Origin of the sequence: Salinimonas marina, assembly GCF_015644725.1 — a bacterium.
In the GTDB taxonomy this organism is placed as follows: Bacteria; Pseudomonadota; Gammaproteobacteria; order Enterobacterales; family Alteromonadaceae; genus Alteromonas.
In genome coordinates this window covers 1,708,674-1,729,817 of sequence record NZ_CP064795.1, presented here as the reverse complement: position 1 = coordinate 1,729,817, position 21,144 = coordinate 1,708,674, and the positions used below count along the sequence as shown (strand labels likewise).

26 protein-coding genes are annotated in these 21,144 nt (G+C 47.3%); 13 read left to right on the top strand and 13 right to left on the bottom strand.

The features are described from left to right. Position 1: 1 nt before the first annotated feature. The 9 genes from IT774_RS07680 to IT774_RS07640 all read right to left on the bottom strand — a co-directional run bounded on the left by IT774_RS07680 (position 2) and on the right by IT774_RS07640 (position 11,931). Positions 2–1,165: a N4-gp56 family major capsid protein gene (locus tag IT774_RS07680; RefSeq protein WP_195812047.1), complete on the bottom strand. Its 1,164-nt coding sequence runs from the start codon at positions 1,163–1,165 to the stop codon at positions 2–4. 16 nt (positions 1,166–1,181) lie between these two features. After that, positions 1,182–2,261, bottom strand: a complete 1,080-nt coding sequence (locus IT774_RS07675; protein ID WP_195812046.1) for a hypothetical protein — start codon at positions 2,259–2,261, stop codon at positions 1,182–1,184. A gap of 3 nt (positions 2,262–2,264) precedes the next feature. Next, a complete protein-coding gene (locus IT774_RS07670; RefSeq protein WP_195812045.1) occupies positions 2,265–2,615 on the bottom strand; it encodes a hypothetical protein in 351 nt (116 codons plus the stop codon). Between the two features lie 83 nt (positions 2,616–2,698). Continuing rightward, positions 2,699–4,804, bottom strand: coding sequence for a portal protein (locus IT774_RS07665; protein ID WP_195812044.1), 2,106 nt, complete (start codon positions 4,802–4,804; stop codon positions 2,699–2,701). Between the two features lie 222 nt (positions 4,805–5,026). Continuing rightward, positions 5,027–5,224, bottom strand: coding sequence for a hypothetical protein (locus IT774_RS07660; RefSeq protein WP_195812043.1), 198 nt, complete (start codon positions 5,222–5,224; stop codon positions 5,027–5,029). Between the two features lie 11 nt (positions 5,225–5,235). Then, positions 5,236–5,643: a hypothetical protein gene (locus tag IT774_RS07655; protein ID WP_195812042.1), complete on the bottom strand. Its 408-nt coding sequence runs from the start codon at positions 5,641–5,643 to the stop codon at positions 5,236–5,238. Between the two features lie 91 nt (positions 5,644–5,734). Continuing rightward, positions 5,735–6,892: a hypothetical protein gene (locus IT774_RS07650; protein ID WP_195812041.1), complete on the bottom strand. Its 1,158-nt coding sequence runs from the start codon at positions 6,890–6,892 to the stop codon at positions 5,735–5,737. Continuing rightward, the gene (locus IT774_RS07645) at positions 6,892–11,577 is read right to left on the bottom strand and encodes a tail fiber domain-containing protein (RefSeq protein WP_195812040.1); all 4,686 of its coding nucleotides are present in this window, start codon (positions 11,575–11,577) and stop codon (positions 6,892–6,894) included. Before IT774_RS07645 ends, IT774_RS07650 begins: the two co-directional genes overlap by 1 nt. A gap of 12 nt (positions 11,578–11,589) precedes the next feature. Then, positions 11,590–11,931 carry a hypothetical protein gene (locus IT774_RS07640; RefSeq protein WP_195812039.1) on the bottom strand — a complete coding sequence of 114 codons (342 nt, stop codon included), beginning with the start codon at positions 11,929–11,931 and terminating at the stop codon, positions 11,590–11,592. A gap of 52 nt (positions 11,932–11,983) precedes the next feature. On the opposite strand from IT774_RS07640, the gene IT774_RS07635 reads away from it, so the two are divergent. From IT774_RS07635 to IT774_RS07625, 4 genes are all read left to right on the top strand, one after another. Beyond that, the gene (locus IT774_RS07635; protein WP_195812038.1) at positions 11,984–12,298 is read left to right on the top strand and encodes a glutaredoxin family protein; all 315 of its coding nucleotides are present in this window, start codon (positions 11,984–11,986) and stop codon (positions 12,296–12,298) included. Beyond that, positions 12,285–12,653, top strand: a complete 369-nt coding sequence (locus IT774_RS18010) for a DUF5675 family protein (protein WP_408641203.1) — start codon at positions 12,285–12,287, stop codon at positions 12,651–12,653. Before IT774_RS07635 ends, IT774_RS18010 begins: the two co-directional genes overlap by 14 nt. Next, entirely contained in the window at positions 12,653–13,156 is a 504-nt protein-coding gene (locus IT774_RS07630) for a hypothetical protein (protein WP_195812037.1), read from the top strand. Before IT774_RS18010 ends, IT774_RS07630 begins: the two co-directional genes overlap by 1 nt. Positions 13,157–13,255: 99 nt before the next feature. Continuing rightward, a complete protein-coding gene (locus IT774_RS07625) occupies positions 13,256–13,474 on the top strand; it encodes a hypothetical protein (protein WP_218958955.1) in 219 nt (72 codons plus the stop codon). Here the strand turns inward: IT774_RS07625 and IT774_RS07620 are convergent. The 4 genes from IT774_RS07620 to IT774_RS07605 all read right to left on the bottom strand — a co-directional run bounded on the left by IT774_RS07620 (position 13,464) and on the right by IT774_RS07605 (position 17,041). Next, positions 13,464–13,751, bottom strand: a complete 288-nt coding sequence (locus IT774_RS07620) for a phage holin, lambda family (RefSeq protein ID WP_195812035.1) — start codon at positions 13,749–13,751, stop codon at positions 13,464–13,466. The genes IT774_RS07625 and IT774_RS07620 overlap by 11 nt on opposite strands. Before the next feature lie 260 nt (positions 13,752–14,011). Next, a complete protein-coding gene (locus IT774_RS07615) occupies positions 14,012–14,719 on the bottom strand; it encodes a hypothetical protein (protein ID WP_195812034.1) in 708 nt (235 codons plus the stop codon). A gap of 17 nt (positions 14,720–14,736) precedes the next feature. Next, positions 14,737–16,353, bottom strand: a complete 1,617-nt coding sequence (locus tag IT774_RS07610; protein WP_195812033.1) for a hypothetical protein — start codon at positions 16,351–16,353, stop codon at positions 14,737–14,739. Continuing rightward, a complete protein-coding gene (locus IT774_RS07605) occupies positions 16,343–17,041 on the bottom strand; it encodes a hypothetical protein (protein ID WP_195812032.1) in 699 nt (232 codons plus the stop codon). Before IT774_RS07605 ends, IT774_RS07610 begins: the two co-directional genes overlap by 11 nt. A 112-nt stretch (positions 17,042–17,153) precedes the next feature. Between IT774_RS07605 and IT774_RS07600 the strand changes: the two genes are divergently transcribed. The 9 genes from IT774_RS07600 (at position 17,154) to IT774_RS07565 (ending at position 21,127) form a co-directional block, all read left to right on the top strand. Continuing rightward, complete coding sequence (locus IT774_RS07600) at positions 17,154–17,474, top strand: Gp49 family protein (protein WP_195812031.1); 321 nt, start codon at positions 17,154–17,156, stop codon at positions 17,472–17,474. A gap of 208 nt (positions 17,475–17,682) precedes the next feature. Next, on the top strand, positions 17,683–17,892 hold the full coding sequence (locus tag IT774_RS07595; RefSeq protein WP_195812030.1) for a hypothetical protein: 210 nt from the start codon (positions 17,683–17,685) through the stop codon (positions 17,890–17,892). A 302-nt stretch (positions 17,893–18,194) separates the two neighbouring features. Further along, positions 18,195–18,455, top strand: a complete 261-nt coding sequence (locus tag IT774_RS07590) for a hypothetical protein (RefSeq protein WP_195812029.1) — start codon at positions 18,195–18,197, stop codon at positions 18,453–18,455. A 56-nt stretch (positions 18,456–18,511) separates the two neighbouring features. Continuing rightward, on the top strand, positions 18,512–18,715 hold the full coding sequence (locus tag IT774_RS07585) for a hypothetical protein (RefSeq protein ID WP_195812028.1): 204 nt from the start codon (positions 18,512–18,514) through the stop codon (positions 18,713–18,715). Positions 18,716–19,017: 302 nt separating this feature from the next. Then, positions 19,018–19,398 (top strand): hypothetical protein, encoded by a 381-nt coding sequence (locus IT774_RS07580; protein WP_195812027.1) that lies wholly within the window; start codon positions 19,018–19,020, stop codon positions 19,396–19,398. Between the two features lie 233 nt (positions 19,399–19,631). Then, positions 19,632–19,754 (top strand): hypothetical protein, encoded by a 123-nt coding sequence (locus IT774_RS17725; protein WP_269749795.1) that lies wholly within the window; start codon positions 19,632–19,634, stop codon positions 19,752–19,754. A gap of 43 nt (positions 19,755–19,797) precedes the next feature. Then, a complete protein-coding gene (locus tag IT774_RS07575; protein ID WP_195812026.1) occupies positions 19,798–19,983 on the top strand; it encodes a hypothetical protein in 186 nt (61 codons plus the stop codon). A gap of 66 nt (positions 19,984–20,049) precedes the next feature. After that, complete coding sequence (locus IT774_RS07570; RefSeq protein WP_195812025.1) at positions 20,050–20,943, top strand: hypothetical protein; 894 nt, start codon at positions 20,050–20,052, stop codon at positions 20,941–20,943. Between the two features lie 22 nt (positions 20,944–20,965). After that, complete coding sequence (locus IT774_RS07565; protein ID WP_195812024.1) at positions 20,966–21,127, top strand: hypothetical protein; 162 nt, start codon at positions 20,966–20,968, stop codon at positions 21,125–21,127. The last annotated feature ends 17 nt before the right edge of the window (positions 21,128–21,144 follow it).

Below are 21,144 nucleotides of genomic sequence, written 5' to 3'. Positions count from 1 at the left end.
GTTAGGCTTTAGCAGCAGTTTTCAGTACCGCAATACGCTCTGGACGCAGTGGCAGGTAACCGTAGTACCACTTGATGGCCATGAAGCCAGTCTCACCATACGGGTCAGTACGGTCGGCTGTTTCTTCGCCTGGCTTCTTGTGGATGATCTTAAACTTCACGGTCTTACCGTCAGTCTGGAAACCAATGGTAGCGAATGATTCGTCACCAACAACCAACATTGGGAATACATCAACATTACCGCCAGTACCATATACAGAAGCGTCAGCCACTGCACCGGCACCTTCCCAGCGTTGCATCTCCAGAGGAACTACAACTCGGAAGCCAGCGATTGCACCAACTTCACCACGTAAAGTCTTACCAGAAGCCGCGTAGTGCTTAACTTCAACAAACGCTTTTTCGTTGTGGTAGTCCTTAAGGGCCATAAGTGTAGGTACAAGCTCAGAGGCTACGTACATTACGCGACCACCGCTGATTACATGTGTATCGACGATACGAGTACCAGTGATGATTTTGGTTTGCTTAGGTGTACGGTTGTTATCCAGGTCGATGCCTAACTTGATCAAGTCGTCATACGTTACTTGGTCAGCAGGGGCAACAGTACCGTTAGAGGTGGCGGCGCCAGCATACTTAATGGTACCGGCTGATTCGATAATGTCAGTCTGTAACATGGCTTCGGTAAGCTGGTCTGCACCAACAACCATTTCACGGTTAACGTGAGTCATCAGTTCAGCGTCAGTATCGAAGTCCAGTGACTCTTGAGTGTACTCATCAAAGAAACCAAGTTTCTCGATTTTACCTTCGATAGTCAGACGCTTGAAACCAACGCGGTTTACTCGGCCACCGGTTTCTGACAACAGTGGGATCTTAGAGTTGATGGTACCAACGTCCTTAGAAGACCCATACAGATTACCGTCAGCAATAGTTGCACCGCCGGCATCAATACCCTGGTCGTTAATGTTGCGGTCATCAAGCAACGGCAGGTAATGGAACAGCTTCATGGTTTTACCCATGTTCTTAGGCATGTGCTTAGAAGAAGCTAACTGACCAAAATATTCTTCTTTTACTGCTTCAATTAGAGCTTTCTTTTGGTAGAAGTCAGTGCGTAACTGGGGACCGATAGTGGAATTTGTTCCGCCAGCAGGATCTTTATACATTTGAGACATTAGAGGGGCCTATGGGTTATAGGAACTTCTCCGAGAACTCTTTTTCAAACTGTTCGTCGGACAAGTTTAGGGGACTAAATGAGGAGGGGTTAGATGAAGCGGAAGATGAGCGGGGAGTTGCGGCTGCACGTTTGCGCTTTGCATTTGCTACAGTCTTCTTGCTTGTTGCTGGCGTAGACCCGTTGCTTTGTGTTGGAGATGTCGCGGTGTTCTGGTTGAACTTGCCGGCGTTATAAAGTCGGTCACCTACTTGACGGTATGCTTCGATATCAGATACGCCTGATAACCGCCCAAGCATTTTGTCACGCTCAATCTCTGTCGTAATTTGCTCAAACAGGCCATTGCCCATTTGCTCATTGATTAGTTTCAGAATATGAGGGTTGTCTGCGATAGTTCTGCGGCTGGCCGTGTCCCACTTATTGCTTACTACATCGAGTGTCGATTCGTAGGTATCTGTTCCCCTGATCTCCTCAAGGACTGAATCTAGTTCTAGCTCGCTGTCGTCAACAGTGTAAGTGTTTGGCTTATAGTCAGCCTGGTTCTCATCCACGTCGTAAAGATCAACTCCACTTTCCCGGATGAGTTTTTTAATGGCGTCTGGGTTCTTCTGCTCCAGATCTATGAAGAAAGATAACTTATCTTCTGAAAGCACACCATTGTTGTCCAACATCTTCATAAGTTTGAGGTTGGGTTTTAAGGCTGCCATCTTTTTGTTGTAGTTCGCACCCATCTGCATCAATGCAATCGCATCATCCACAGATTCAACCTGCATATCCTTACCGTTGGCTTTAAACGGTGCAGTAAGGCGTTCATACGCGGCCTTATAATCAACGTCAGAGGCTTCTTCGTCGTCACTCGACTCATCACCCTGCTCGTCGTCTTCTTCGGCTGTGTCGTCTTCCTGAGGTGCTTCTTCTTCATAGACAGGATCGGTATCTTCCTCACCGGTATGATCTTCTTCTACGCCTGGGTCGCTGTCGCTACCAGGCTCAGGATCAGATTGCTCATACTCAGCTTCTTCGGTGCCAGGTTCTTCTGGCATTTCCATAGGCAGTTCAGCGAACTGCTCATCGGACATATTCAATACATCTTCCATGGATTACGCCTCGTCACTTGAACGAAGGTCTTCCAATGCAGCGTCTGCATCTTCTACAGCTTGGGCAGCATGGCCACCCAGCGCGACGACAGCATCAAGATACTGTTGAAATGTGCCGATACCGGTCATCTGGTTTTCGATAACTTTCTGTGCTTCATCTGACTGCCAATTGGCATCGGATTTCAGGTGAACCAATCGCACTGCTTCTTTTTCAAAGTAACCAGAGGTCACAACACGTTTGAAGTCGCGGTTTGACAGCAGGCGCTGTACTGCTTTGCGATCATCAACCATTGACTTGGCTTCTTTTTGATTCAGTTCGATTTCACGGATCTCGTTATCAACTTCATTAGACATTTGGGTGTTTCCTTATTGTCCTGGCGCTATGGCACAGATTGGGAGGTTATGGAGGTGCCCGGGAACCAGGCACCGAATGGAATTTAGTTAGGTTTTTTTGGTGACAGTGCGTTCTTAATCACTTCAAGTTGAGCATTAGAACGGGCCTGTTCACCGTGCTTTTGAATATCGCGTTCCTGCTTGACACCGGACTCTTGTTCAACGAAGTCCAGGTTGTTCAGGTCAGCTTTACTGGAAACCTCATCGGCCCTAGCCATATTCAGCTCAGCAGTGGATTGGTTTACCCCTACTTTGCTTTGTAGCTCGGCCAGTTCGATTTGCAGCTTTTGGATTTCAAGTTGCTGTTTCTGTTGTTCCAGTGGATCAGGTTGTGGCTGGTATTCCGCAATTCGCTTGGCTAAATCTGGCATCTTGCGTAATCGGGCAATCTCAGCACGAATCATTCTGACCTCTGCCGGGTCCGAAGATGGGCCTGTGGTCTGGAGCATGAAAGCCAGCTCCTGAGCTTTGGCATTGTCTTCTTCGGCGGTAGAAATGGTGAGTTTTAAATCTATCTTGCCAGCCAAGTCATCCCGCTTTACCGCTACGAATTTCTCGTTGGTCACACGGATAACTTCTTCTTCTGACAAAAATTCTGCGTTCATTGAAATGAACTTACGACCTATCTTCACTATACCGTCTGCCAGACGGCGTAAGATGCCAAGTTCCCGCTTGGAAGCGGCGTCTAATGCACCTCGAATCCCGGTAGCGGTGTCACCCAGTGCCTGACCTGAAAGGCCGCCTGAAAAGGCTTTAACACCAGTAAGTGACTCTGCTTCCATGTTCTGTTGTTGAAACATGAACTGAGCAGAATTTGGAATCTCCGGGAAGGTTTGAACATGGAAGGCTTGGCGAGGATCGACATTACCATTGAACTGGTAATCTTGGCCTTGTTCAAACCGGCGGCGGTTAATAGCATCAAGTGCATCTTTGCGTGTACCACGTTGACCGTTGGCCATTGAGCCAAGTATGTCAATCATGCCACGGGTGACTGCACCGACAACATCTTGGTTGTCTTTCACTAATTCACCGTCTGGCTCTCCGTATAGTGAATTCTTAACAGGAAGATAAGGCACAACCACGAATGGTAATTCACCATCCGGGAAGGGATTTTCTTCTAAACGAATCAGGGTTTCCCCTGCCCAGGTAGCCACAATAGGCTTCACTTTTCCTGAGCTATCAATGTCCCAGAATCCCCAATATTCAAATGCAGTAAACTTCTTGCGAGGCTCATCTTTGAAATTGAAGTTGGTGTTATCCGGGGTATGCGAATCGGGATCAGCCAGTGGGCTGTTCTTCGTTAACTGTATCTGGTCTAAATTGGTATACAGGCCACTGGATTTAAGTTCTTCCAGTGAAGTAGTAAAGGTGTACCCGATAAACTTCGCTTTCTTAAAATCACCCTTGGCGGAGGGGTCCATGACTACGTCATTGTAGTCACAGACTTCGGCGGTGGGATGATTACGCTTAACCACAGTTTCAGTGACAAGTTCACTACCAGACTGGAAAACCTGAACAGGTTGTTGAGTTTCCAGTGAACGAACAACAGAACGTTGAATGTCCTCAGGTAGCTGTGCAAACTCCTGGGGGTGGGTTTGCTGGAGTTGACTCAGTTGTTGCAACTGCGCCATGAAAGCGGGATCTCTGGATAGGCGTTCGGAGAAAACGGGAACTTCTTTCTCCACCTCGGCTTCTTCATAATCCCAGCCAACACGAACAATGACCGTACCTTCATCAACACCGGCTCGGACATAGGAATCAATGAAACTGATTTTGTCGATGTGGTGGTTGAACTGATAGTTAAGGACAAGTTCATTCTGCTCGGCTGCTTTCTTATCTTCATATGTCACCGGACTGGCGTTAAACACATCAGGGGTAGAAAGGAAGGGTTCAGACAGGGATGAATAGCGCCATTCTGCCTGCTTACGAATGAGTTTGGGCTGGATACTGGATCTGCCCTTTTGCTTAGCTAACTTTGCTGAGCCTTTGATATGTAGCGCGTCTACCCAGCGGTCGATTTTCTCTATCTGGTGATCGGCTTCTATCTTGGCGTCAGTGTAGTCTTGTTTTAACTGGGTCAACGATGGCTCGTTTTCCCAGTCGGTGAGCTTTTGTGGACGTTCGTGCGGAGGTAGTTCTGCGGTATTCATCTGAGGGGGCAACTTATTGGCAGGTAAGTTGATTCTTGCGGGTAACCAAGAACACGATGATTAAACTATGTCGGGGATCGCGTGGCAAGCAAAGGAGGTGCTTATTTCCGAGGAATCAACTAGATAGGGTAGAAAACTAATAAATTAGTATGATAAGTAAGATTGATGTTTTTCAGGGCTTAAACTACCGCTGCCGGCTTCACCGGCGCGGTATACGGGGATTTATGCCGGTTTTTCCGCCAACTTTTGTTTTAGCATGTTGGGCAAGTCTTCCAGTTTAGTACCTTCGGTGGCGCCTACCATTTGCGCCACGGCCTGGATTACAGGCATGGTTTGCTGGATTTGATTGTTAGCGTTGTTCAGTTGGGCTTGTAGTGCAGTATAGGCATCAAATGCCACGGCTTTTTGTTCATTAGTCATGGGGAGGTCCATTAAGAGGGTTGTAAGGTAGGAAGTACTTCATCAGTAAAGTACTGCTCACATTTTTGCTCAAGTGTGAGTGATGTATATTTGGGCTTACTTAACTCATCAGCAAAGATACGGAATTCGTATTCAGAGTTTGCTGCAGGGGTGGTATTAGCCAGGGGATAGGGGAGATTATTCGCATCGTAAGCGGCCTGGGTTGGCCAATACACAAATGAAATACGAAGGGTAATGTTTTCACTGGCATCATCCGAAGACGTCACATTACCAGTTGAGCCAGCTTTATCAAAGGGGTTCGTGAATTTTTCGTGTTCATTGCCGCGCCAACTGTGGTCATAGGTTGCCTGTTGAACAGCAACAACGGCATCCGTGTAGGATTGACCCTGGGGATCGGTAAACGTAAGTGAAGTTAACATGATGGTTTTCTCTGTAGTGGGTGTGTGCAGCGCAATGCTGCACAGAAGGGAAGTAAATTATGCTATTAACTGTACAAGGAGTAAAGAGGGTTTACGGGCCGCTAAATATAATATCAAACGGTACATTCACGGAAATACTCCAGCTATTATTTTGCCGGTTTCGTACATAAAACGTGATTGTACCTGAGTAAATCCGCTCGGTATTCATAGGACCGTGCCCTTCTACCTTGACCCAAGTATTGGTGGGACTCCATGTACCTGGAGAGCCAGTACGGGACGTAAAGGTAAAGTCATTGTTACCCCAGTTATCCTCCCGGTTTATTGTGTACCTATATTCAAGATCATTGGCAGTTGCCCCATAACCCACTGTGTAATCCGTCAAAACGTTCCAGGTGAGGGAACGGGTATACGCTGCGTTTAGGGTATTTTCTTCTACCCTTTTATAACCCGGACGGTAAATGAAGTACAGTGCAGAGGCACAGCCTACAAAATCCGTTATCTTAATCCTACCGCTCCGGGGAATGCCCTGATTCTGTTCGATACTGGGGACGAGTCCACCACCACGATAGAATTCTGTAAGTTTTGGATGAGTCCCGTTCCACCCGAAAAACTCACCTATATCCCGTAGCCCGAAAGGGGGACTGGTGTGAGGGAAGTTGACTTTTTGGTCCACGGTAGGCCACTTCTTAGTGGATACTGTGAACGTGTCCTTACGTCCTCCAAAGTCCACCTCGAACGTGTCTGTCAGGTCATAGTCGTAAGGCGCGGTGAACCAGAAGGTGAATGTCCCACTTGAATGTACCCCCTTGTTGGTTGTGGTCACGCTACCGTCAGCCTTAGTGTGCTTGATCGTCACCTGCGCCGGATAGTTTGTGCCAGTGATATTAGCCGTGGCGCTGTACATGACCTTGGGGTCAAGACCCGACTGGCTTGGGAAGTTGAACGAGTCGGGGTAGGTGTCTTTGTTCCTACGGCGAGTGACTATGTAGACCGTCTTGCCCCTACAGCGGATACGTAAGGTGTCAGTTTCTCCTACGTGTCTGCGTAGCGTGTAACCCCCGGCACCTATCGTCCCTGTTCCGTGGTTCCAGTAGTCAGTTTCAAACCAGTCAACCTGCAAGTCGGACGCGTACCCACCGTCTACGAAAGTGAGTTTATCGCCTCCTTTTAGCCAGTCCACCTCACCTGGGGTGACGTATATCTTATCTGTTTCAAAGTCATACTCCACTCGGACGTTATAGTTAGCCATTAGGCGTTACCCCACTGGTCAATCGCACGCTGTTGTGCATCCACTTTAGCTTTAATTTCCTTCACAGCTTCAACCAGTAACGCCACAGGGCCTGACAAGCTGATACTCTTTAGCTTCTCGCCTTCATCACTGGTAGTAACTGATTCGGGTAGAACAGCTTCAAGCTCCTGTGCGATTAGTCCAGCTTTGTATTGGCCTAGTTGGTCTTGATGATATGTGTAGCCGTTAAGCTGATCGACTTTAGCGAGTGCGTTACCGATCAACCTGATGTCAGACTTAATGCGCCGGTCAGAGGTCGCAATGAAGTCCGGCCCCCACGCCTCACCAGTATATGTCCATCGGTCAAGGTCACCGCGCCAGTAAAGGCGGGTACTGATACCGCTACCGTCATGCAGGTAGAAACCGAAACGATTGTCGCTGTCCCGATACCAAACCCGACCGTACTGGCCGCTACTGCCTACAATGTCTATGTTGGACTCAGCACCCCCGCTACGTAGTTCAATATGCTCAGTATTGAGTTCGTCTATGTGACCGTTCTTCGTGTGCAGGTCATGGAACGGCCAGCCAGATGTACCCAGCGCACTAGTCCCGCCGGACTGATACGGGATAAGGCCATTAGCAGTGGTACGCACCCAATTACCGTCAGTTGATCCCGACATTAGACCGTAGTAACCGTTCTTGTTCTTTTGGGTCATTAATATGTCGTCACCAACCGCAGGGTGTTCAGTAAATGTAACCGGCCCCCCATTGTAGTAGTAGCTCATGACTTCTGTGTTCACGCCATTGCTACGGCGAAAGAAACTAACCCTGTCATTCAGCGGGGATGAACTACTAGGCGCACCGTCCCCGTTGTACTCAAAACCGCCTCCATACGCTAGCGACTGCCCCACATACACGCGGCCTGTTCCTTGGCTGCTACCAATCAAGTTCAGGACAGACTCGCCACTATCATCTGACAGAACTGTCAGTGTTGTGTTAGTCCCGCCATCCAAGGTCAGCCCATACTGGTCGAGTTTCATCCATTCCCGATACGAACCCGTGCCCAAATTCCCTACATCATAAGAACGCCAGACGAACGGCTCGTTGTAATCATCAGAAGTCCAAAACTCGAAATAACCATCATTACCCGAACCCGCTGCGACACGGATGCCTGCATAATCATTTGCACCGCGTGGCTGGAATCGAATCTCAGGATTGTCACCGACCATCTCAATGTCACCGTTACGCAGCAGCCGTAATGTCTCCGTGTCATAGTTTGTTAAGAGCATCCCCACTACATCTGATGTTCCCCCAAACCGGTATTGAAGCCAGTTGTTAGTATTGATGTATGTACTAACCGCTGCGCTAGAATTGACAGGTGATTTGTACATCAAACCTTTGACTGTCTCAGTTAACCCGTCTACATATATCAGATCACCTTTAAGTGTGATTCCACGTGCGGGACTTCCGCCAAGGCCCGTCAACCACAACTCACCGTTGTTGCCGTTTGCGTCAAGCCCCTGCACATAACCACGGTTAGCAGAACCCACGAAACGTAAGCCACCACCGTTGTCTTGATAGATTGTAGATATATCAGAACGTAGGAACTGGGTAGAGTCCAAACCATCCAACGTAGTCGCATCACCACCAGAACCACCACCGGAACCACCGCCAGCCCCGTCCTCAGAGACACTAAATGTCGCAGAATTATTGCTCGGGAAATCCGCTGACATGTCACTAAACACAACTTTATATACAAAGGTTCCGTTATCCGGTGCAGTAAAGTCTTCAAAGCTTTCGTACATATTGAAGCCGCGTACATAGGTTGTAGAGCCGGGCTCACTTTCATTGTACGTTTCCATATCGGCTTGTCCGGTGACGGTGCGGATAAGGGTATCGTCCCGATATATCTTGGCAGTTAGTTGGGCCTGGGCCTTCATTGTACTTGAGCTGTCCGTAGCCGTAGCCTGTAACGTGACAGTTATCGGGGACGTACCGTGATCAAGTGCTTCGAGAGGATAAGCCTGTTGGAGAATAGGTTTGATTTTAGAGGACCGAACCCCACCTGTAGAGGTTCCTACCTGACTGAGGATAAAGTCGATAACCTCTTGACTTAAGCTGTCTTTGTATATGCTTGCAGGGAGTATCCAGGTACCGTTTAGTAATCCCGTCCCACTGCCAACACGAAAAACAGTTTCCCCACCCACGGTGGCATCAATAAGGCGCCCGCCACCACCGCTTATTACTACTTCATCCACACCATTAACAGATTTTAATCTCCCAGATATATCAATGTTCTGGGCGAATAGGTTAGTTACATCTACCTTCTCTGCTGTGATTGCCTTGGACGCCAGGTGATCTGTCTGGACAGCACCTGTCACAATATGTTGTGAAGTAATGGTACCGAGGACAAGCGCATCTCCGTTGACCACTAGTGTAGGTTCTACCCAACTAATACCATCAAACCGCCTTGTTTGACTGGCGGTACGTGCTTCATTGGTGTAAGTCAAGTGTGTGTGGTTAATGGGCGCGTGACCCGTCAGTACAGTGTAATCATTGGTGGCGGTACTGTTGGCCGGGAATACCCCATTTGAGTTAACTATGGTGTAAAAGCCGGCACCAGGTGAACCATCCGCACCCTGGATATCAGCCTGGTCAGTGATGGTTGTGCCGTCAGTCAAGATTAACTGGCCCCGGATAACTCCACGGCGATTCACCGTATCAAAGCTGACAAACGGCTCCATGGTGTCATCGTGCAAAATGTTGACCTGACTACCAATCAAATCCACCTTGCTGACACTTTGGTTACCGGTGCCGTCGGTGACCACCAATCCAGTGATACGATTGTTAATATCCAGGCCAAAGAACGCCCGGGCATCTAACTCGTTCAATTCATTGGCCATGACCTCAAACAAGCTACCAACTGTACCGGTAACCGGTTGAGAATAGCTATCCGTAAACGAGATACTGACCTGATCCAATGCCTGAGCCAATGGTAACTTAACCCAGGTACCACCATTAGCTTCACAGGTGGTTTTGTCGGTATCAGTCGTCAGCTCGCCGGCAATCGTACAGTAACCGACCGAGGCATTGGTGTGGTCTTTGGCAGAAGCCAGTGCAGTACCAATGTCTGAATCCATCTTGGCTGATAAATCGGTGACCGCCTGGGCATTGACTTGGTCTGCGTCAGCCCTGGTTGTTTGCTCCTCATAAATGGCCGCATTAGTGGAACTGACAAACGTATTGTAGGAACTTTCCAGTGTATTGAGACTGGTTGTTAATGCGCTATCTGCATCTGCACGGGTAATTGACTCCTGATTTAATGCCGCATTAGTGGTAGTGACAGAATCGGTTATCCCCTGGTAATTGGCTTCCAGCGTTAAAATACTGTCAGCATACGCATCATACGCCGAGGTCATTACCGTGAAACGGTTGTCTACGTCTGCGTTCACCTGGTTCAGGCCATCGTTTACCGTGGCAGTCAAAGCGGTAATGTCACTGGCCAATGCAGTATCTGCATTGGACCGAGCGGTGGACTCGTTCGTAATACGGGCATCCAGGGAGGTGTGTGCCGTGTCAAAGCCAGTAGATATATCAAAGATCTGCTGTGCAAGGGAGGCATGTTCAGTGGCTCGCGTACTGCGTTCCAACGAAATGTCTGCATCCACTTGGTCCAGCCCCTCCTGTACGGACGCAGATAAACTGTCTACCGCAGAAGCTATGACGCCTTCTCGTGTAACCGCGGCCTTACGTTCCGAAAGCAGCGCTGCTGCCCGGGTCACCCCCTCACCTTGTATCAGGGCAGTAAGCTCCTCCGTTGCCGTACTGATAGCGGCATCGGTTGTAACCAAGACCGAATCAATACGGCTTATCTCAGATGTACGGGTAGTGGTTTCCGAATTCATCTGGGCGGTCAGCGCATTTATCTGAGCAACCCGCGCTTCGCTATCTGTCAATAGTATGCTGATCTGCTCGTTCAGCGTGGCAATCGCGGTGGAACTGGCTAATCCCAGGGTTTCCTCTATCTGAACGAGGTTGGCATTCACCGTCAGGATAGTATCATTAATTAACTTGAGCGCTTCCGAGAGGTTCTGTGCAGCGAGTTCGTCCAAATATAGTCGTGATGTACTACCGTAGGCATCAATGTCTGCCTCAAGGCGTACAAGCTCGTTTACCACCTCGTCTAAACCAAGGAATTGAAGGATAGCTGCCTGGTCGGTGCTACTGGCTGCCGGGATACTGTCACTGACCGGCGTGGACTCCCCAAAATGGGTAAAACCCTGGAGCCAATAGAAGTAACTCTGGCCAGGTTCCACTGTATCCACGTAAGCCTGTTCTAACGAGGTACCGACCGGAATGGCTGCGGCCGGATCGTTCACGGTAGCCCGAAGTATTTCTGTATGAGAGTGATGAGGAGGAACATTTAACTCAATCCAGGACAATCTGACCTGGGTAAAGCCGCGTTCGGCTACGCCTCCGCTAAATACCGTGGTGTCTGGGTCGGTATTGGTGAAATACCCGTCCCCACCACGGTTTGGTTGGTACAGACTGACGGGATCGTCTGCCTGAATGGTGATGATGTGGGTTGTGTCACCGATTTCTTGTGTCGGGTTCGCCGTGTTAACTACGATTTCGTGATGATTCTCATCCACGACTACCTCGTCCGGCGATACCTCATGTACTACATGAAAGTTATCGTTGTTCATAGGGGACCCTATTTAGGATTGGACGATGTTCCGGCGAACTTCAATCTGAGACTGGAGGATGGTGAGTGTCTTACCCGCAGTATCGGTCATTACTGCACCCATCAGATACTTGGCTGCGTCCACATCGGCCTCCAAAATATCTACGGTATCTGCAGGCTCAACCGTAAAGGTAATTTCTCCGTCAAGTCCTCCGATAGTGGCGGTTTTTTCAATCTCCGGGGTGGTATAGAGAGAACGGCGAATCACCAGTTTTGCGGTGTAGCCGGTTATGTCGATAGGTACACCGTCTTTATCCTTGTAAATCAATGTCAAAGGATAGTGACTATTGGTGTATAGCTTAGGAAGTGGTTTCATAGATAACCTATAAGGGAAGGGTTTACTTTTGGCGGGGTAAAAGGTACTTTCTGTGGGCCGGGAAGACCGGCCCTATCCGGGCAATGTATTGCACATGCCCTACTCCCCAGAACCATCCACACAGGCAAATCCTATGCTGACTATATACGGCTCCAAGGGCTGCACTTTTTGCGTGAAAGCAGTTGAGCTACTTACCGAAAAAGAATTACCTTTCGATTATTATGACATTAAAGTCCCAGAACAAAAAGACAAACTGGATTTCATAAAAAACCAGGGGCTGCGTACTATTCCTCAGGTCTACCAGGGCGATACACATATTGGCGGGTACCAGGAATTAGTGAGGTATTTAAACCATGCTGATTCTTAAACGCACGTACTGGGAAACACATACTTCCGGTACTCTTTATCTTCCTGACGGTTCTCTTAGATACTCCCTCGAACTCCCTGACAAAGATAACCTCCCTTTTCTATCTTGTGTCCCGGAGGGTGACTACATTGTGGACCGGAACACCACGGGCGCCCACCAGTATTATTCCCTAAAAGATGTCCCAAACCGTAGTCATATCGAAATCCACCCTGCCAATAGAGTAACCCAACTTGAAGGGTGTATTGCCTTTGGAAAAGCACACATGGACGGGCAACTATTCAGAAGTAAGGATACGTGTGATGAATTATTGAAGTGGTTTGGGGATGCTTCTTGGGTTTTAAGGATTACATCATAATGAATTGGAAAGAGATAAAGGAAACAGTTGCTGAGTACGCACCTATGGCCGGAACCCTGTTAGCGGGGCCACACGGCGCAGCCGTGGGCACCCTGATAGCAAGTACCCTGGGAGTAAAAGAGACACCAGATGCAGTATCCACTGCGCTTCTTTCTCCGGACTCAAGAGTAAAATTGAGAGAGTTGGAATTTGAAAATCAAAAGCATTTTGGAGATCTGCTTTTGAAAGGCTTTCAAAGTGAAACGGCCGACCGTCAGGATGCCCGAAAGAACCATGATGAGTCTGAAATGCCTAAAGTGATTGTTTTGATTCTCACTTTATTGGCTACTTTGTATGGCGGATTGCTCTTTTTTGTCACGATCCCCGTAGATAACAAAGAGTTAGTGAGCTTCTTCGGAGGGCAACTCATTACTCTTTGGGCAGGAAGTGTGGCGTATTGGGTAGGTACGACTCGGGGAAGTCTCTTCAAAAATGGACTCCTTTCGAGAATTACTACCAAATAAGTAATAGAAAAAACCCACGTTTTCGTGGGTTTTTATTTACAATTGCACAATTACAAGTATTCTTATGCTGTTAATCGAGACTTATTCAGGTTGAATGGAATGTTCCCAAATCCAATGGAAAAAATGAAATTTAAATCGTTTCCAAGACGCTATGCTCTTATTCAAATCAAGGATGAACGTAAGGTAGCGTGCTGGGTGAATGAAGAATGGATTATCGACTCAACATGTAAAAGCATCAATGAAATGTTGAAGGAAGGATTAGTAGGAGAAGACGCGGTACAAGGATGGATTAATTTACAACCTGCGGCTACTCATTAGCTTTCTTTTTTAAAAACAAATCAGCGTATGCACGAATACTTTGTGAGCCAATAAATCCAATAGAGCCTCCAATAAATATCGTCCAATCCTGGTCAAGTCCTAGTGCGGTCACGCCACTGCCGGCGACAACGGCAAGCGCACCGCAAAGGGCGGATTCCAGGAGAATACGAACGAAGGACGTTTCTTCTTTGTCGTAGATTACACGCAAGATAGAGATGACGACTGCAAGGGCTGCACTGATCACCGTTGGTGGGGTTTCTTTCAAATGATCAAACATTAGGGACTTCTTTTTAGCGGGGGAATCAGGTAAGTAAAACACCCTGCACTATACAGAATTCTCAATAATAAAGCGTTAGCTTATCAAGGCTAACGCTTTTCTTTTATAAAACGCTTACGGTCTTTTTCCCGTTACAAATTAACCAACCAGTGTCGAGTATATTGTCTCGATAATCCACTTTGTCCTTGTATTTTGAAAGTGAATGTTTGGGGTGTGTGCCGGATGAACGGCTCCGTCGTTCGCCGGGGAAAAATCAGCTTTTATACCCATTTGTCTTTCCAGATGCGTTGGTTGGAGGGAATGTCGGGTTGGATAAGCCCCTGCTGCTCAATCTGAGCAATCTGAGTTGAAATAAGTCCCTGATACATCTGCGCCAGTTGACGGCTTTCACTGTTACCGCCTCCCAACATGCGTGTTACGCAATAGTTCGCCAGGATATCAATACAGTAGTCAGGAATGTTTAACTCAATCTCATCGGGGTTCATACCACGGTAGGGTTTAATCTTGGGGTGATTAGCTTGGTAGGTTACCGCCACTACCGCATCTTTAGGTTCATAGAATTGAATCTCACGGTGGTTAGGCGTAAATACTGACGCGGGGTCGTTAGTATCGTTAATACTAAACGGTTCGCCTTCACTGTTGACTACGGTTTCAATAGCTAACACGTTGTCTTGAAAGGGCATTACCTCGTCCAGTATATACTGGTTGATCCCCGCATCAACACCTTCTGATTGGGAAACCGCAAATTGCTTACTTAATACATAGCGACTTTGTAATGCGTTGGTTTGTAGCAGTACCTGGTCTACTTTAAGTCGAAGCATAGTGTGTAACAGCGTCATTCCGCCGTTTACAAATGTGGTCACACGCGGATAGTCTTTCTCGGCTATGGCGCCAACATCGTTGGTGCCGATGGCCAGTTGGGATAATTCACCATAAGATAGGTGGTCAAAAAAGTCTGAAAGTAACATGGAGGGTTCTCGGTAGGTTACACGATGTAGGAATCAAGGCGGGAGGTGTCTTCGTCTTCTGCCTCGTGGCCCCATATATCTGAACCATCCTGCTGAGACAGTGTAATGTCCTCAGAAGGTCGCCAGGTATTCAGGACACTGAGCATCGACACGGTATCTATAAAGTCGTCGTGTTTCGACTTAAAGCCGCCTTTTGAGGCTAGGGTCAACTCATCCATTGCTTCACGCAATTCAGTGCTGTCCTTTCGCTCTTGGGGGAAAAAGATCTTGCCCATTTTGAACATAGGCAGGATGGTATTAAAGCGCACCATCTTTTGGGTATTCGGTCGTATGCCGGGGTTCCCGTTATTGTTCTCAGAAGCCAAGGGGAAGAAGATATTGCGGGTTAGCATCTGATCTTGTATCCACTGAACAAAACCACCCTGCTGGCCACTTACCTCCACACCGACTTCCTGGGGCCGGTACACCTGAGCCAAACGGAACAAATCATTAATGTTTTTGTCCATGAGCTGGCGCCTAACCACCCCATCTACCCAGAACCAGTCACCCTGGCTGTTGAGCGCCCACACACTGATTACTGAGTAATCGGCACTGGTCCGTTCAGACGTTGCAAAGTCCGTCGTGATATAGAAGTTAAACCGGGCTCGGTTAGCCAGGACACTCTGTAGCCGGTACCAGCGAATATCGTTATCTGCGATTAGCCGGTCTTCATCCGACATAATCCGAAGCATCAGTTCCTGGTTAAACGTGTCGGCTTTACCCAGTTTCACCGCAATATCGTATTGCTCTTTCACATAGTCATAGGTGAAGCGGTCCGGCCAGGACCCGCGGAACTCCTCCCGGCTACAGGGGAACTGCTCACACACTGGAAACACATTCACCTTCCAGGCACCTGACTCAACGGCCTTGTAAAGCGGATCTTTGGCGTTGAACGGTGTACCTGACCAGATGATCATGTTGTGTTTAGGGTGCAGGGCGTAGGTTACCGCTTTGTATATCGTGGCTTCGACGTTCTCAATAATGGTCGGTGACTTGGCATCTTCATCGGAAAACAAGTCATCCAGTACCGCCAGTTGAGGCCGCTTACCCATCTCTTTGGCGCCCCGTACTCCGGTCTTAGCACCATAACCTTTGATAATGAATTTCTCGCCTGACGCGTTCACAAATTCCCAGCGGATATCGGTAAACCGGGTAGTCGGAATCATCTCTTTCAGAAAGTCAGAGTTTTCCCGGCGGTACTCCAGGTTCTTCCGCATGTTCTTCACACCATTATCAATGGAGTCAGATACATACAGCGCCAGGTCAACCTTGCCGAATCCCGGCAACGTCCCATACACCGCGATGTATAAAAACAGGTACTCACCCATTACAGTGGTTTTCGCAATACCCCGGTGACACAGATTGGCAATCCGGGTCCCTCCCTGAGTAATGGTATCCAGCATGTAGTAGTGAACCAGCGGGGTTAAGTTTTCCTCCCCTTCTGCCCCATTCACCAGCTTAATAAAGCTTACAAACTCCAGGGCAAAGTCGGAGGGCACATACCCGGGCTTCATGGAGTAATCCACGTTGTTCAGGTAATCCTCAACCTTAAGTCGGGTATCTTCTAATGCTTGAGCAACGCCATTACTCATCATCAACCTCCGTGTATTCCACGTTGTCGATAATCTTTGAATGAGCGACTTCCTGTGCATTTGTGGCGCCGGCCTGTATCAACATACGCTGCTGGGCTGCAAGCTCAGCGGTGCGTAACTTCAATTGCTCGATAACGCTGTCTTCTTTGACACCAATATCCAGTTCAATCTTCTGTTTCTCAGGTTGTTTGAGTTGCGTGAGGATGCTGTTCGCAGCATCAGAGCGCACCTTCTCACTTCGGGCATTGAGCATCAGGTCAGCCTGCACATTCAATGCACGTTGATATAAGTCCTGGTTTAGTACCCAGGTCGGAACCAAGGTCTGCTCAAGTATCAGGTTAACTAACTTGGATTTGTTATAGGCCGTGACATAACTGGCTACGTCTTTTGAGGAAACACCCTGGGCGTTAAACCGGGCTATTTTGTCAGGGAAGGTATTGGAGTAAGCCTGAATATTGGTTTGGTTCATCAGCTTATAACTGACATACCGTACTGCATCCAGGTAATTGGTTATCTTGAACTTCCCCGTCTTTAACACATGGGTATAGCTCACAAGGTTGTCACGATACTGCTCGTACATCTCAGGGTCACTGATCGTGGCATTAATACCATCAATCAATTGCTGATTAATACTCTTTTTAAAGTTGTCTGGCAGCGCAGACTTTATTTCATCTACGGTAAGTTGAGTCATGAAGGGATACTTTTAGGTGGGACTAGTGTTTTTAGAAACACTGGTATAGTATGACGACTCCTTCCGGTGCGTTTCTAGCACCACCTATTCTTAAATCCCCGAGAGAGAAACCATGTCTGAAAGTAACTTTGATCAAAACATCGAACAGGAAATTCAAGAGAAAGGCCTAGAAGCCAAGAGAATCAGATACGAGGATATTCAAGCTAAACTCAAAACATTGCGTTTTGAATATTGGATAGTCCCCAACACAACTACCACGGTATGCACAGCGATTGACACTACCGGGTTCACACTCGCGTTGGAATACTCTGCGTGTGTTAGTCCTGAAAACTTCGATGAAGAAATAGGACGTAAAGTTGCTTTAGTTAATGCTACCAAAAGCGCAGAAGATGCGCTATGGAAACTTGAAGGCTACAAACTCAAGCATAGTTAAAGACAGTCTGAATTATACGAGCCCTCCGATGTGAGGGCTTTTTTGTGCAAATAATATACGCCAACTTTTCTGAGAATTTAATAATTAGGTACGAGTTCATTACTACCGTGAATTTGCTCTGTGAGCAAACCTACCCCCCTACCTACACATACCCAGCAAAGCTGGATTAATGGCACTACCGTCAACATCAACTATCGAGGAAATTCACATGATCAAGCAAATCCGTCAAGGTCTTAACGTTATCTCTGTTCTATTCACAGCAGCAGAGGACGCAGCAGAATCACTTGCATCTGGTACCCGTGTACTTCGCGCATACGCCGATGACTGGGAAGACCAAGAGAAAAACAAGATGGCCCAAGAGAAGGCCAAACGTGACCAAGCTCTAGCCCAACTACAAGTCGTAGACCAAGCATCGTAAGTAAAGGGGACTTCGGTCCCCTTTATTCTTTAAAGCTACACAACACAACAATACACAACAACGAAGACAGTTCTTATGTTACTTCTTATACGCTCCTGTATGCCACTGTGACAGCATCAGTATGTATCTGGTACATAGCCTTAGCTTCATAGTAGATAGTTAAGCAGGGAGACTCAGGGATAGCTTACAGACTAATTCCTTATCACCTACATCTTACCATCTATCTACCTCATTCCGATACTCACCCTATATACCAGCATAGCTGGAGTGATGAATGCTAATCAAACTATTGAGGAATGAACATGACTTTAGCAGAACAAGTGAATTTACCTGAACGTGTTGCCTACATCGAGTGTGCTCATCATGAGAATGCTCATGTTATGACATTGACTGAGGGTACATTCCGTTACTCATTACCAGATATATCGTGTGGTCAGTTGACCATCATCATTGGTGATGAGGAGATTATCCCAGCTAAGTGGAACTTTGTTACTGATGACGCTATTGAAGATGGAGTTCACTCAGCTGATAAGTTCACGCTACATGAGAACTACGTAGGTTAATACATCAATGGGCTGAGCCGTCAGGCGTAAGCCCTATTTCACTTATGGGATTTAGTATGAACAAGTTAGATGAGATATTCACTGATTTATCAGTCTTAGTGGTACTGGTAGTAGTGGCATTTATGGCCTCAGTACTTCTCACTATTTACTCAAAGGTGGCACTGAACATTGCACCTGATATAGGTACTGCAATTGAACTCACCTTAGAAGAAGTGAGTGTAGTATTTCAGTCATTAAGTAATGTAGTAAGTAGTATATAAGTACTTATATATATCTATATGGAGCTCTGTGGCTACGCCACTCGCTCCATGTTTTTCTTTATATTTATATAGTTATATAAGTATATATATCCTACCTAGTAGTGAGTTCATTGAATTTACACTACACAACAAAACACTACACGGGGCTTCGCGGCGCTCAGCCTACAGTTGTCATCTACCATCGTCAAGGTCACTCATCTCATTTATCGAAACACGTGCTTCGCACGTTCGCGCAAAGCGCGATTTACGGGATAGCAGAACGGTCTGTTGCCCAAACTATAAATGACTATGAGGATAGTGAAATGGCTAAATTAGCTAACAACAACGCAGTACGTAATTCTTCAACTGGTAACCGTGGAAATGCACGTCGTGCAGACGGTTTCGCCAACTTGGTGGTAGAGAATTCAGAAGGTCAGCGCGTGTCACTTTCGCGTACCGGTACTCAGTTATACCGCTCTGATGAGCCGAGTTCAGCAATGCAAGCATTGCATAACTGGATACTGGATAACCCGGAAGAAGCAAAAGGTTTAGTAATTCGTGTTGACTCAATAGTCAATCTTGAAGAACGCGCTGACCCGAATGAAATGGACTTTTCTTCGTTCCTTTCAGGTGCCTCTAAACCTGCTAAACCCTCTTCTGATGAAACAACCAATAAGCTTCGTGAGCACTTCGCTAAAGCATAAACATTAAGGGTACTTCGGTACCCTTTCTTCTGTAAGGAAACAGTCATGCCACATGATTATGTGAATCGTAAACCTCGTAAGAAATTTGTACTAAGAGACTGGCACTTGAACATCATTGCCGGGCTGTTGGTTGTTGGCGCTGTGCTGACTATTCGTGTTTTGTTACCAGCATAGCTGGCGTTAAAGGGGCATGTGTCCCTTTCTTTTGATTTGCAACTGTGAGGATAGTTGAAATGTTTGAAATGGATTTAGATAGCTGGGTTGAACAGCATCTTGAGAGTCTGGATACCGACAGCTTTGATGAGCCTGTGTGTATGGAAGAATTGCCGGCAAATATGCCACTGCAATTTAATTGATTGTAAGGGGGCTAAGGCTCCCTTTTTTGTTTAAGGAAACATTATGCAAATCAAGCACTTTGTGGGTAATTCGATGCGACAGACCATGTGTGGTTATTACGCCTCAGATAAAGTTGATATCTCTGCGTATGAGGCCACAGTGACCTGTAAGCACTGTCGTCAAATGTGGGCCAGTGTGTTCTATGTCAAGCCGGAAGATGGCCAGCCATCGTGGGCACAACAAGCTTAAAAGAATTAACGGGATAGGTGCGCTCCGCGCACTCCTGTCCCTGTCGGGACTAACGGGATGAAGCCAATGATAGATTTAGATTCCTACCAACGCTATGTCGAAAAGACGTTCAGTAAGAGAAACATTAAAGCACGGATACTGCATGATTTGACTAATGATCAATCCATGATTGACCTGATGGAACGCTGTGCAGATAGCTTACGTGAGTGGTTGCGTGGTGACTACTACGCTACTAAAAATCAACGTCTTGAGGAGTTATCCAAGCGGGATATGCTGGAAGTCCTCCAAGACATACTGTGCGTCACCGCTACCCTGACGAGGGATACTGAAATTTCCTCAGTGGTAGGTCAGATAGTCGGTTCATTGAAAATGGACAATAAGATTCACGGTATTACTACTGCCGCGGAACTAATGGGCCTGATTACAGAGTTCGATTTCTTCGACCTGTATAAAGAGGATGAGTACGGCATTCTAATGGTCCGTAACAACATTGAACTGGATGAACAGACGCATACGTTTATCCATGAAACTAAGTTCTTACCACCAATGGTGGTGCCCCCAAATACAGTGGAGCACAACTACGACAATGCCCTGTTGACCGAGAAATCAGCAATGATATTAGGTAAGGGTACGTACCATGATGGTGATATCTGTTTAGATACTATCAACACCTTTAACCGGATTCCCTTATGTCTGAATAAGCGGGTGTTAACCAGCTTATCAGAGGTACCTAAGGATCCGGATATGGACGTTGATGTAGCCAAGCAATGGCATACCTTCGTCACCGCGTCTTACCGGGTGTACCGTGACCTGATTCAAACAGGTAATCGGTTCCATCTGACGCACAAGGTCGATATGCGGGGGCGTACCTACGCTCAGGGATACCATGTATCAACGCAGGGTAATCAATTTAGAAAAGCGATATGTGAATTCGCTGATAAAGAGGTAATTGAGTTATGAAAAGCCACGCAGAGCGTGAATTATGACGTTTGTGGTCTACATTCCAGAAGGAAGGTACTGGGTAGCCGGGCGTGGGTTCTCCACCTATGACCCGACCACTGCCACGCAGTATACCTCACCGCAACAAGCCCAGTCTGTCGCCAGTCGATGGAATGGCGCCGAAGTTATCAAACTAACCAATTAAACCCACGCAGCCTGTCG

What these genes read in the sequence shown, in the direction of transcription:
- IT774_RS07610 (WP_195812033.1), bottom strand. Translation starts at nt 16,353, where the DNA reads ATGATGAGTAATGGCGTTGCTCAAGCATTAGAAGATACCCGACTTAAG.
- IT774_RS07585 (WP_195812028.1), top strand. Translation starts at nt 18,512, where the DNA reads ATGAACAAGTTAGATGAGATATTCACTGATTTATCAGTCTTAGTGGTA.
- IT774_RS07590 (WP_195812029.1), top strand. Translation starts at nt 18,195, where the DNA reads ATGACTTTAGCAGAACAAGTGAATTTACCTGAACGTGTTGCCTACATC.
- IT774_RS07670 (WP_195812045.1), bottom strand. Translation starts at nt 2,615, where the DNA reads ATGTCTAATGAAGTTGATAACGAGATCCGTGAAATCGAACTGAATCAA.
- IT774_RS07620 (WP_195812035.1), bottom strand. Translation starts at nt 13,751, where the DNA reads ATGTTTGATCATTTGAAAGAAACCCCACCAACGGTGATCAGTGCAGCC.
- IT774_RS07640 (WP_195812039.1), bottom strand. Translation starts at nt 11,931, where the DNA reads ATGAAACCACTTCCTAAGCTATACACCAATAGTCACTATCCTTTGACA.
- IT774_RS07630 (WP_195812037.1), top strand. Translation starts at nt 12,653, where the DNA reads ATGAATTGGAAAGAGATAAAGGAAACAGTTGCTGAGTACGCACCTATG.
- IT774_RS07575 (WP_195812026.1), top strand. Translation starts at nt 19,798, where the DNA reads ATGCAAATCAAGCACTTTGTGGGTAATTCGATGCGACAGACCATGTGT.
- IT774_RS18010 (WP_408641203.1), top strand. Translation starts at nt 12,285, where the DNA reads ATGCTGATTCTTAAACGCACGTACTGGGAAACACATACTTCCGGTACT.
- IT774_RS07675 (WP_195812046.1), bottom strand. Translation starts at nt 2,261, where the DNA reads ATGGAAGATGTATTGAATATGTCCGATGAGCAGTTCGCTGAACTGCCT.
- IT774_RS07655 (WP_195812042.1), bottom strand. Translation starts at nt 5,643, where the DNA reads ATGTTAACTTCACTTACGTTTACCGATCCCCAGGGTCAATCCTACACG.
- IT774_RS07625 (WP_218958955.1), top strand. Translation starts at nt 13,256, where the DNA reads ATGTTCCCAAATCCAATGGAAAAAATGAAATTTAAATCGTTTCCAAGA.
- IT774_RS07580 (WP_195812027.1), top strand. Translation starts at nt 19,018, where the DNA reads ATGGCTAAATTAGCTAACAACAACGCAGTACGTAATTCTTCAACTGGT.
- IT774_RS07565 (WP_195812024.1), top strand. Translation starts at nt 20,966, where the DNA reads ATGACGTTTGTGGTCTACATTCCAGAAGGAAGGTACTGGGTAGCCGGG.
- IT774_RS07680 (WP_195812047.1), bottom strand. Translation starts at nt 1,165, where the DNA reads ATGTCTCAAATGTATAAAGATCCTGCTGGCGGAACAAATTCCACTATC.
- IT774_RS07650 (WP_195812041.1), bottom strand. Translation starts at nt 6,892, where the DNA reads ATGGCTAACTATAACGTCCGAGTGGAGTATGACTTTGAAACAGATAAG.
- IT774_RS07660 (WP_195812043.1), bottom strand. Translation starts at nt 5,224, where the DNA reads ATGACTAATGAACAAAAAGCCGTGGCATTTGATGCCTATACTGCACTA.
- IT774_RS07615 (WP_195812034.1), bottom strand. Translation starts at nt 14,719, where the DNA reads ATGTTACTTTCAGACTTTTTTGACCACCTATCTTATGGTGAATTATCC.
- IT774_RS07595 (WP_195812030.1), top strand. Translation starts at nt 17,683, where the DNA reads ATGATCAAGCAAATCCGTCAAGGTCTTAACGTTATCTCTGTTCTATTC.
- IT774_RS07665 (WP_195812044.1), bottom strand. Translation starts at nt 4,804, where the DNA reads ATGAATACCGCAGAACTACCTCCGCACGAACGTCCACAAAAGCTCACC.
- IT774_RS07605 (WP_195812032.1), bottom strand. Translation starts at nt 17,041, where the DNA reads ATGACTCAACTTACCGTAGATGAAATAAAGTCTGCGCTGCCAGACAAC.
- IT774_RS07645 (WP_195812040.1), bottom strand. Translation starts at nt 11,577, where the DNA reads ATGAACAACGATAACTTTCATGTAGTACATGAGGTATCGCCGGACGAG.
- IT774_RS07600 (WP_195812031.1), top strand. Translation starts at nt 17,154, where the DNA reads ATGTCTGAAAGTAACTTTGATCAAAACATCGAACAGGAAATTCAAGAG.
- IT774_RS07570 (WP_195812025.1), top strand. Translation starts at nt 20,050, where the DNA reads ATGATAGATTTAGATTCCTACCAACGCTATGTCGAAAAGACGTTCAGT.
- IT774_RS17725 (WP_269749795.1), top strand. Translation starts at nt 19,632, where the DNA reads ATGTTTGAAATGGATTTAGATAGCTGGGTTGAACAGCATCTTGAGAGT.